The organism is Limosilactobacillus gastricus PS3 (assembly GCF_000247775.1).
In the GTDB taxonomy this organism is placed as follows: Bacteria; Bacillota; Bacilli; order Lactobacillales; family Lactobacillaceae; genus Limosilactobacillus; species Limosilactobacillus gastricus_A.
Genome location: NZ_AICN01000053.1, coordinates 1 through 10,229 on the forward strand (window position 1 = coordinate 1; position 10,229 = coordinate 10,229).

General features: G+C 36.2%; 13 protein-coding genes and 1 pseudogene. All 14 read left to right on the plus strand.

Annotated features, from left to right (window positions below; translation table 11 throughout):
- The first annotated feature begins 61 nt into the window (after positions 1-61).
- Positions 62-1,066 carry an LCP family protein gene (locus tag PS3_RS06215; protein WP_007122384.1) on the plus strand — a complete coding sequence of 335 codons (1,005 nt, stop codon included), beginning with the start codon at positions 62-64 and terminating at the stop codon, positions 1,064-1,066.
- A gap of 22 nt (positions 1,067-1,088) precedes the next feature.
- Positions 1,089-1,847: a YveK family protein gene (locus PS3_RS06220; protein WP_007122385.1), complete on the plus strand. Its 759-nt coding sequence runs from the start codon at positions 1,089-1,091 to the stop codon at positions 1,845-1,847.
- A gap of 11 nt (positions 1,848-1,858) precedes the next feature.
- A complete protein-coding gene (locus PS3_RS06225; RefSeq protein ID WP_007122386.1) occupies positions 1,859-2,614 on the plus strand; it encodes a CpsD/CapB family tyrosine-protein kinase in 756 nt (251 codons plus the stop codon).
- A gap of 2 nt (positions 2,615-2,616) precedes the next feature.
- Positions 2,617-3,390, plus strand: coding sequence for a tyrosine-protein phosphatase (locus PS3_RS06230; RefSeq protein WP_007122387.1), 774 nt, complete (start codon positions 2,617-2,619; stop codon positions 3,388-3,390).
- Positions 3,391-3,405: 15 nt separating this feature from the next.
- Positions 3,406-4,065: a sugar transferase gene (locus PS3_RS06235; RefSeq protein ID WP_007122388.1), complete on the plus strand. Its 660-nt coding sequence runs from the start codon at positions 3,406-3,408 to the stop codon at positions 4,063-4,065.
- A 28-nt stretch (positions 4,066-4,093) separates the two neighbouring features.
- Entirely contained in the window at positions 4,094-4,963 is an 870-nt protein-coding gene (rfbA, locus tag PS3_RS06240; RefSeq protein WP_007122389.1) for a glucose-1-phosphate thymidylyltransferase RfbA, read from the plus strand.
- Between the two features lies 1 nt (position 4,964).
- On the plus strand, positions 4,965-5,546 hold the full coding sequence (gene rfbC, locus PS3_RS06245; protein ID WP_007122390.1) for a dTDP-4-dehydrorhamnose 3,5-epimerase: 582 nt from the start codon (positions 4,965-4,967) through the stop codon (positions 5,544-5,546).
- Between the two features lie 54 nt (positions 5,547-5,600).
- On the plus strand, positions 5,601-6,086 hold the full coding sequence (locus PS3_RS10790; RefSeq protein ID WP_050950872.1) for a glycosyltransferase family 8 protein: 486 nt from the start codon (positions 5,601-5,603) through the stop codon (positions 6,084-6,086).
- 23 nt (positions 6,087-6,109) lie between these two features.
- Entirely contained in the window at positions 6,110-6,592 is a 483-nt protein-coding gene (locus PS3_RS10795) for a glycosyltransferase (protein ID WP_050950873.1), read from the plus strand.
- A 9-nt stretch (positions 6,593-6,601) separates the two neighbouring features.
- The gene (locus tag PS3_RS06255; RefSeq protein WP_050950874.1) at positions 6,602-7,597 is read left to right on the plus strand and encodes a glycosyltransferase family 2 protein; all 996 of its coding nucleotides are present in this window, start codon (positions 6,602-6,604) and stop codon (positions 7,595-7,597) included.
- Entirely contained in the window at positions 7,587-8,474 is an 888-nt protein-coding gene (locus tag PS3_RS06260) for a glycosyltransferase (RefSeq protein ID WP_235719995.1), read from the plus strand. Before PS3_RS06255 ends, PS3_RS06260 begins: the two co-directional genes overlap by 11 nt.
- Positions 8,475-8,596: 122 nt before the next feature.
- Entirely contained in the window at positions 8,597-9,289 is a 693-nt protein-coding gene (locus PS3_RS10800) for an oligosaccharide repeat unit polymerase (RefSeq protein ID WP_040468422.1), read from the plus strand.
- A 20-nt stretch (positions 9,290-9,309) separates the two neighbouring features.
- Entirely contained in the window at positions 9,310-9,879 is a 570-nt protein-coding gene (locus tag PS3_RS10805; RefSeq protein ID WP_268869368.1) for an O-antigen polymerase, read from the plus strand.
- 16 nt (positions 9,880-9,895) lie between these two features.
- Positions 9,896-10,229, plus strand: a pseudogene (locus PS3_RS06275) (hypothetical protein); the annotation flags it as partial.

Sequence of the window (10,229 nt, forward strand, 5' to 3'; positions counted from 1 at the left end):
GAAAAATGTGTGAATCAATGCTAAAATTTTTAAGGTTTATTAAATTTTGGGAGTTTAGTATATGGATTCAGAAGAAATTAAACATCATCACCATCACCATCATCGACGTCACAAGCATCATTGGTTACGTTGGCTGTGGGTCTTAATTGGCGTTGCCTTTGTCATTGCTGTAATTTTTGCGGCGATGGCATGGCGTAATTTGCGCGACGCAACAAATGGTATGTATTCATCCTCTGGTGTCTCGGGACGGAGTATCTCGAGCGTTTTGAAGCAAAAGAAGCCGATTAGTATTCTTTTGCTGGGTACAGACACCGGAGCCCTTGGTCGAACTGAAAAAGGGCGGACGGATACCATTATGATGATGACTATCAATACCCAGACGAATAAGACGACAATTGTTTCCTTACCACGGGATATGAAGGTTGATTTGCCGGATTATCCTGACTATTCACCAGCTAAGATTAACTCAGCCTATACATACGGCGGGGTTAAAGAAACTATTAAGGTGATTAAGGAACAATTCGGAATTCCGGTGGATGCCTATTTGCTGGTTAACATGGGTTCGATGGAAAAAGCAATCGACCAGGTTGATGGGATTGATGTTAAATCACCACTAACATTTACATATGAAGGATATTCCTTTAAGAAGGGGAAAACTTACCATATGGATGGGAAAGAAGCCTTGGCTTTCAGTCGGATGCGTTACGATGATCCCGATGGCGATTATGGTCGGCAGTCACGGCAGCGTTTGATTATTGCCGCCCTGATTAAAGAATCAGCTTCATATAAGTCAGTGCTTAACCGGAAATTCTTACAAACCCTTTCCGGAGGAATGCAAACAAACTTAACCTTTAGTAATATGACTCAACTTGCACTCAACTATCGTGATGCTACGAAGGTTGTGCAAGATTATGCGAGTGGGACTAGTGATGACGAAGATGGCGTATCTTATCAACAAGTTTCATATAATGAGCGGCAACGAATTAGCAATTTAATTCGGCAGTCACTAGGGTTACAAACGAAGACCTTACCTGACGATGATGATTCGGACAGTAGTAGTTATTAATCATGACGGAGACTAAATATAAATGGAAACAAGTAACACAATTGATTTACGACGATTAGTTAAGATTCTCCGAAAGAATCTGTTAATGTTAATTGTCTGGACCTTAGGATTGGGGATCATCGCAGCTGCAGATGCTGAATTCTTAGTTCAACCGAAATACACTGCTTCAACGCAGATTTTGGTTAATAATAAGGAAAATAAGGTTCAAGCGGGCCAAGCTTATAACAATCAACAAGCCGATGTGCAATTGATCAATACTTATAAGGATATCATTACTAACCAAGTGATCTTACAAGAAGCTACCAAGGATCTAGCTAACCCTGAAACTAGTCACGCTAATGGGAAAGCTTATGATCTATCGGTCGCAGAATTAAAGGATGCCTTATCCGTTTCGACCCAAACGAATTCACAAGTCTTTACCTTGAATGCTGAGGCAAGTAACCCAACTGAAGCTAAAGCAATGGCTAACACAGTGGCTAGCGTTTTTAAGAAGCGGGTTAAAAAGATCATGGATGTTAACAACGTCACGATCGTATCTAGTGCAACGACCCCTAAGAAGAAGTCCTTTCCTAATGTTAAGCTCTTTGCTTTAGCGGGGGCTGTGGTTGGCTTTGTGATTTCCTTTGGTTACTTATTGATCAAGGAACTCTTTGATACAACGGTGCGGACGAACGAGTTTATGACCGACGAATTAAACTTGGTTAACTTAGGACAAGTTTCCCACATGCGGTATGATCGCAAGAACAAGCGGCAAAAGAGCCGTGGCAATCGACGCGTTTAGGAGGTGTCATCATGGGATTATTTTCACGTAAAAAAATTCAATCAGTTGACACCATGGTTAATGGGGCCAACTTGGTTACCTTGACCAAGCCACAAAGTCTGGTGGCTGAACAGTTCCGGACGATTAAGACTAATATTACCTTTATGGGCGTTGATCATCCAATTAAGGCGTTAGCCTTTACGTCCTCCAACATTTCAGAAGGGAAGTCCACTGTAACGGCTAATGTCGGGGTGACCTGGGCGCAGGATAATAAGCGGGTCTTAATGGTCGATGCCGATTTGCGGCGGCCAACCATGCATTCAACTTTTGACCTTGATAACCGGCAAGGATTAACAACCCTTTTGATGGATCAAGAACACGTTATTAATTCTCAAGATGTTATTCAAGCAACCGAAGTGCCAAACCTGGATGTGTTAACAGTGGGTCCGGTACCACCGAATGCGACTGGTTTGTTGAATTCACAACGGATGCGCGATCTAGTTGCTACCTTTGAGCAAATGTATGATGTGGTGATCATCGATGTGCCACCGATTTTGGAAGTGAACGATACGCAAGTGCTGTCGAGTATGTTAGACGGAGTCGTGCTAGTCGTTCGTTCGGGGGTAACCCAAAAAGTTGCTATTAAACGGGCTGTCGAAATGCTGAACATTTCTAAAGCTAATTTACTTGGTTACGTTATGAATGATGTGGCTAGTGGCGATGATGATGGCTATGGATATGGTTACGGCTATGGATATGGATACGGAACAGTGGAACCAGAAGATTAATCATGGGATACGTTGATTTACATTGTCACTTATTACCGAATTTAGATGATGGTTCGCCAAGTATGGCAGCTTCGCTAGAATTGGCGCGTGATGCGGTGGCGGATGGCGTTAGCCATGCCTTAGTTACACCCCACCATTTGAATCGGCGATATGTGAACCATAAAGATGCGGTGATACAAGCTACGAGTGACTTCCAAGCGTCATTGAATGAGTCAGGGATTGAACTGACAGTTTTTCCAGGCCAAGAGGTCCATTTATCAAACAAGATTTTAACGGCTTTAGATCAAGATGATATCTTGTTTGCGGATGAAGGTGGGCGTTATATGTTGCTGGAACTACCGTCCAATGAAGTGCCACACTATACCAAATCGATGATTTATCAACTACAATCCCGGGGGATTACCCCAATGATTGTTCACCCTGAACGCAATAATGAGCTGGTCGCCCATCCAGAGCGCTTAGCTGATTTATTGGAATTGGGTTGTTTAAGTCAAATCACGGCAAGTAGTTATTTAGGCACTTTTGGGAAAGACGTTGAACGTGCCGCCAATTTAATGGTGAATGCCGGTCAAGGTACGATCATGGCTTCAGATGCTCACGTGATGGAAAAGCGTGATTATGAACTTGGCGCGGCCATGCGACGGTTAGCTAAAGATCTAGGTCGTAAAGTGGCTGATGATTATCAACAAAACGCTAAGGATATTTTAAATGGTGATCCAGTCCGGATGACCTGGGAGCCAATTAAGCAAAAAAAAGATTTTGGTTGTTTTAACTAAGAAAGGATTCTAATTATGGAAGTCAGGAATATTGAAATTCCAATCATCGATAAATCGCAAGTAGAATCACGATGTGTCTATCGATTTTTTAAGCGGTTTTTCGATATTGTCTTTTCTTTAATTGGATTGTTTTGTCTTTCTTGGTTATTTTTAATTATCATCATTTGGATTAAGATCGATGATCGTGGTCCGGTATTCTTTTCACAGACCCGCGTGGGAAAAGATGGAAAAGAATTTAAAATGTATAAATTCCGGTCGATGGTAACCAATGCCGAAGAACTTAAACATGAGTTAATGAAACAAAATGAAGTTGACGGGGCGATGTTTAAGATGAAGGATGATCCACGAATCACGAAAGCGGGTAAATTTATTCGTAAAACCAGTTTAGATGAGTTACCCCAACTGTGGAATGTCTTGATCGGCGATATGTCATTGGTTGGGCCTCGACCACCACTACCGGCTGAAGTTGCACATTATTCGGAACATGACATGCAACGTTTGATGGTTAAACCTGGCTGTACCGGTTTATGGCAGGTGACTGCTAGAAATACCGTTGGATTCAAGGATATGGTGGGAATTGATCTAACCTATATTCAACGTGCTAATTTAATGTATGATTTTTGGATCTTGTTATGTACCGTCAAGGTTGTTATAATCCCAAATGGTGCATATTAGATAATCTTTATTCATAGGAGCAATTATTGTGAAAGGTATAATTCTTGCCGGAGGATCTGGTACTCGTTTATATCCTATTACACATGGGATTTCGAAACAATTGATTCCAATTTATGATAAACCGATGATTTATTACCCACTATCCACATTGATGTTGGCTGGAATTCGGGAAGTATTAGTGATTTCAACTCCTGACTTTATGCCACTTTTTGAAAATTTATTGGGAGATGGTAGTGATTTAGGGATGAGCTTTAGTTATCAGGTTCAAGAACAACCCAATGGGCTAGCAGAAGCTTTCATTCTAGGTGAGAATTTTATCGGTGATGACAGTGTTTGCCTAATTTTGGGTGATAATATTTATTATGGTGCTGGTCTATCGCAATTAGTTCAGTCCGCTGCGCAAAAAGAAATTGGTGCTACTGTCTTTGGTTACCACGTTAATGATCCTGAGCGATTTGGGGTCGTGGAATTTGATGACCAAATGCATGCTTTGTCAATTGAAGAAAAGCCAGTTCATCCAAAGAGTAATTATGCGGTCACCGGTTTGTATTTTTATGACAACCAGGTGGTTGAGATCGCTAAAAACATTCAACCATCTGACCGAGGAGAACTTGAAATTACTGACGTTAACTCTGAATATCTTAAAAGTGGTCAATTAGATGTTAAGTTGATGGGTCGGGGCTATGCTTGGTTAGATACCGGGACTCACGAATCGATGATGGAAGCAGCTAATTTTATTGCCACAGTCGAAAAACGACAAAATTTAAAAGTGGCGTGTTTAGAAGAAATTGCTTATCGGATGGGATATATTGATCAAGCTCAACTCGTAGAGTTAGCACAACCATTAAAGAAAAATGATTATGGACAGTATTTATTACGTTTAGCTGAGGAGAAGTGAAATGGGCAAGCTAGTAGTAAAAACAACTAAACTGCAAGATGTAAAATTAATTACACCGGCGGTGTTTGGTGATCATCGCGGTTTCTTTACCGAAACTTATTCTGATCGTGATTTTAAAGATGCTGGAATTGATTTTGAATTTATTCAAGATAATCAATCACTTTCTAGTCAAGCCGGTGTTCTTCGTGGTTTACATTTTCAACGGGGACGAGCAGCCCAAACAAAGTTGATCCGAGTGGTTACTGGTGCTGTATTGGATGTAATCGTTGATTTGCGAAAGGGTTCCCCAACATACAAACAATGGGAAGGTTACATTCTTTCTGCAAGTAATCATCGTCAACTGTTGGTTCCACGGGGGTTTGCCCATGGTTTCTTGACCTTAACTGACAATGTTAACTTCGTTTACAAATGTGATAACTACTACGATGACGAAGCCGATGGCGGAATTTCATTTAAGACGCCCGAATTGGCTATCGATTGGCCAATTGACTTTGATAAGGCTATTACTTCTGAGAAGGATTCTAAGCAACCTACCTTAACAGAATTTGAAGTAGACAATCCGTTTGTATATGGTGAAATCTAGGATTGCTTTGGGTGACGTTGAGTCACCTGTTTTTTTAGGGAGAAAAATAAACGTATGAATAATTATAATGTAGTTTACACGACGGATGATTCTTTTTCAGTTGTCTTGGGAACCTCATTATATTCATTGTTATCTAATAACTTAGATGCAGATTTAATAAATATATTTATATTAGATGGTGGTATTGAATCTGAAAATAGGGATCACATATCTGAAATTTGTAGTAATTTCAGTAATACGTCTTTATATTGGGTCCCAATGGGCACAATATCTAAAAAAATTGGAATTGATGTAAAAACGGATCGAGGGTCAGTCAGTCAATTTTCAAGGCTTTTTATAGGTGATGTGTTGAGTGATGACATTGAAAGGGTCTTGTATTTAGACTGCGATACACTTGTTGTATCATCTTTATCAGAATTGTGGAATATGGATCTAAATGGAAATATTATTAGTGCACTTAGTGATGCATTTAGTAAATATTATAGGGAAAATATAGGTCTGAAAAAAACGACATCATGTTCAACTCGGGTGTATTATTGATTGATCTCAAACGATGGAGATCTATGAATATTAAAGAAAAGCTAATTAATTTTATTTCTATAAATAATGGGAGAATTCAGCAGGGCGATCAAGGAATCTTAAACGCCGTATTAAGTGATTGGGTGACCCCATTAGATCCTTGTTATAACCTGGTATCTATTTTCTATGAATTAACATATAAAGAGATTTTTTTATATCGATCGCCCATTAACTTCTATTCTGAAGTTAAAATTGAAAATGCAAAATTGCATCCCGTTATTGTTCATTTTACAAGTAGCTTTTATTCGATTCGTCCATGGTTCAAAAACAGTAATCATCCCCTTAAGGACGAATGGTATAAGTATTATTGTGAGACCCCATGGCAATCAGAGTCTTTAGGAATTGATAATAGTAATAAAAAAATTTTTATCAATTTCCTTTTTAATAATGGATTAAAGGATATAACTCTGTTTTTAGCTGGGATTTTTCAAAAGTATTTAAGACCGTTAAAAAATAAGTACATTTAAGGATGACATATGAAAATTTTGACAATTTCTGTAGCAGCATATAATGTTGAAAAGACTCTAGATAAAACTCTAGACTCATTTAATGATTCACGGGTATATGATGATTTAGAAGTTCTGATCGTTGATGACGGTTCAAAAGATGGTACAAGGTTAGTAGCAGAAAAATATGAAGCAATTGCTCCACAAACGTTTAAATATGTTGGCAAAGAAAATGGCGGACACGGTTCGACAATAAATAAGGGAATTTCTTTAGCAACTGGAAAATATTTTAAAGTTATTGATGGCGATGATTGGGTTGATACTGACCGATTAGTGGACTTTATCGATAAATTAAAAAATTTGGATTCTGATATGGTGCTTACCAATCACACAGAGGTATTTCCTGATCACGAAAATAAAGTGTGTTTAGTTAAGGGATTGGAAAACGGCCGAGAATATACATGGAAAGATGACTTTGATATTAAACGGGTAGTACTTCATACTCTAACCGTAAAAACAAATTTGCTACAGGAAAATAATGTTCAGATCACCGAAAATTGTTTTTATGTTGATGTAGAATATGTGGTTTGGGCCACGTTTGTTTCAAGAACGATTACTTATCTTGATATCTACCTATATATGTATAGACTGGGTAGTGAAGATCAAAGTGTTAATAAGAAAAATATGTTAAAGAACATAAAGATGCAAGAAAAGGTATCCTACCAGCTTGTAAGGCTTTATGATAAATTTAACCGTTCACAACTTGAGTCAAATCAAGATAATACAATTTTCAATACCTTCAAACGATCAATTGGAAGTACTATGCGTACATACCTATTATTAAATTTGTCAGAAGCAAAAAAAGAAATTATTCAATTTGATCAAAACATTAAGGAGATCTCTATATTTAGTTATAATAGATTAAACTCAGACAGATTTGTTAGGATAGTAAGATTTAATAATTATTCATTACTGCCAATTGTAAAGGTTCTCTATAGAATATGGGTAATAAAATATGGATATTAAACAAAAAAAAGCAGTAATTATGATGGCCACCTATAACGGCGAAAAATATCTTAAACAGCAATTGGAAAGCATATTAAATCAAACGTACACAGATTGGGATTTATATGTTAGCGATGATGGTTCTAGTGACAATACCGTTAAATTGTTGGAATCTTATATGTATAAGGATGATCGAATCAAAAAAATACTTCATAATAATAAGTATCATGGGGCCTTTAATAATTTCTTCAATGTTATGAAGTATGTTAAGACTTCAACTGATGTAAATTATGATTATTATTTTTACTGTGATCAAGACGATATTTGGGTTAACACAAAGATGGAAACGGAGATTAACATTTTATCTAAAAAGGCAACTCCATGTTTGTGTTACTCAAATTTGAATTTTATTAGTGAGGATGGTAATGATCTTCAAATAAAAATGTCTGATTACACTAATTTAGATTTATCAAAAAATCCATATAATATTTTCTTTAGTTATCGTTATATTTGGGGGACGACTATTGCCCATAATCGCTCACTTTGGGACTTTGTTTATATTGATAATTATACGGGAAAGTACAATATATCTCACGATAATTATCTTGGTAAAACGGCTGTATTAGTTGGTGAGGTCGAGTACATAAAAGATCCACTTGTTATGTATCGAAGAACCGGCAGAAATGTGTCTGGAACGCCAGGAAGGTACGGAAAATTTGGAGTAATCAAAAGGCTAGTTACCAAGCTGCCGAAAATTATTAATCAACATGCTGCCGTTTATTGGGATAATTTATATCTTTTAGATGAATTGAAGGTTAAAAATGATTTCTGCGATGATTTGCGAACTTTAATAATGAATGGTGGATTTGATGCGTTAAAAATTATACAAAAAATATAACATTAAGACTTCTGATAGTTTCATTAGTAACCTATCAATCAAAATGGTATTATTTTTAGGTTTATATAAACATACGAAAACCTTTAAAAGAGATATAGAATTTCAACCAATGGGGAAATGATATGATTATATGGTTATTTATAATTTTTATAGGGTTAGTTTTTATTACATATCAGATGTTTGGTCATGATTTTCTCGCTCCAGCTTTCATTTTTTGTGGAATGTATGCATTGTCAATTGGGAGTGCACTATTGAATTATGATCAGTGGGGATTATCAGATTACTCTCAGGAAGCCTTTCATATTTATCTTTATGGAGCTTTAATTTTTATTGCCACTTCATATATTGTTAAATTTTTAGTCTTACCTGATAATGAAGAGCTAAAGGTTTCAGAATATACGGATAGAATTAATGTGAACAAAACTATAACGATATTTTTAATTTTATTGAATTTTGTCGTTCTGATTCTATGGATAAAAAATATTCGTCAAATAGGTGGTGGTGGTTCTTTAAGCCAATCTTTGGAAAATTATCGTATTAGTAGTTCTTACTCTTTAAATTCTGTTGGAATGCCAGGATATTTACAACAGCTCTCTAAAATCATAACTGTTTGTGGTTATATTTATGGCTTTGTCTTGATCTATAATATTGTTCATAATTCTGTAATTCAGGAAGATTATTTATTTTGTCTTCCAAATGCGTTAATTTATATTTTGTTCAGTCTATTTGATAGTAACCGGTTAAACATTTTGGGTGTAATTGCATCTTATGTTGTTTATTACTATTTCATGAAAAATGTAAGGGTAACGGGTTAAAAATTTTAACTAGATTAACCATTATATTTGTCCTCTTATTAATTGTCTTCTATGGAGTTCGATTGTTAATTGGTAGGTCTTCATCTGAGAATAACGGATTTGTAGAATACATTAGTATGTATGCCGGAGGACCGGTAAAATTATTTGATATGTATATTAAGGACCCAGTCCAAAATACTAGTATTTGGGGAAAAGAGACTTTTCCTTCGCTTTTGAAGACATTTCGGTCATTGGGATTTGATATTCCACAGTATATTTCTAAAAAAGAATTTAGATTTTATAATGGGATTAATTTAGGAAATGTATACTCTGCATATAGAAACTGGCTTTCAGATTTTGGCTTAACTGGCGTATATTTTTTACAAACGATATTTGCACTATTCTATAGTTTGTATTATTACACTTTAAGGAAAATTGGATACAGAAATCACCTTGTTTCATTGATTATATATGGATATATGGCAGAAGCGATTTTTTTGCATCCAATTGATGATTGGTTATTCTCAATGTTTGTTTCAGTTGGCTTTATAATTTATATAGCTATTTTTAATATTTTGTATGTGCTTATTACTAAAAAGTTAAAGTTTTAATGAGGATCATTTGTTGATGCAAAAACAATTACGGAAGAATTTCATATTTGCTTTTCTGGCTCAAGGTATTTCATTATTGGTTAGTTGTAGCACAAACTTAGTTCTTCCTAAAGTGTTAAGTGTGGTTGATTATAGTTATTGGCAATTGTTCATTTTTTATGCGACCTATATTCCTTGCTTGGCTTTAGGTTTAAACGATGGAGTATATCTTCGCTATGGGGGTATCATAAGAGATAAACTTGAAGGAGAGTCTATAAAGAGCCAATATGGTTTTGGTATCATTTTTCAGACTATTTTGGGAATTATAGTTGGATCTATCATTATTATGTTATCTGATTCTCAGAATAGAC

Coding starts and splice junctions, on each gene's coding strand:
- PS3_RS06215 (WP_007122384.1), top strand. CDS start 62: ATGGATTCAGAAGAAATTAAACATCATCACCATCACCATCATCGACGT.
- PS3_RS10800 (WP_040468422.1), top strand. CDS start 8,597: ATGATTATATGGTTATTTATAATTTTTATAGGGTTAGTTTTTATTACA.
- rfbC (WP_007122390.1), top strand. CDS start 4,965: ATGGGCAAGCTAGTAGTAAAAACAACTAAACTGCAAGATGTAAAATTA.
- PS3_RS06225 (WP_007122386.1), top strand. CDS start 1,859: ATGGGATTATTTTCACGTAAAAAAATTCAATCAGTTGACACCATGGTT.
- PS3_RS06260 (WP_235719995.1), top strand. CDS start 7,587: ATGGATATTAAACAAAAAAAAGCAGTAATTATGATGGCCACCTATAAC.
- PS3_RS06220 (WP_007122385.1), top strand. CDS start 1,089: ATGGAAACAAGTAACACAATTGATTTACGACGATTAGTTAAGATTCTC.
- PS3_RS06235 (WP_007122388.1), top strand. CDS start 3,406: ATGGAAGTCAGGAATATTGAAATTCCAATCATCGATAAATCGCAAGTA.
- PS3_RS06230 (WP_007122387.1), top strand. CDS start 2,617: ATGGGATACGTTGATTTACATTGTCACTTATTACCGAATTTAGATGAT.
- PS3_RS10790 (WP_050950872.1), top strand. CDS start 5,601: ATGAATAATTATAATGTAGTTTACACGACGGATGATTCTTTTTCAGTT.
- PS3_RS10795 (WP_050950873.1), top strand. CDS start 6,110: ATGAATATTAAAGAAAAGCTAATTAATTTTATTTCTATAAATAATGGG.
- PS3_RS06255 (WP_050950874.1), top strand. CDS start 6,602: ATGAAAATTTTGACAATTTCTGTAGCAGCATATAATGTTGAAAAGACT.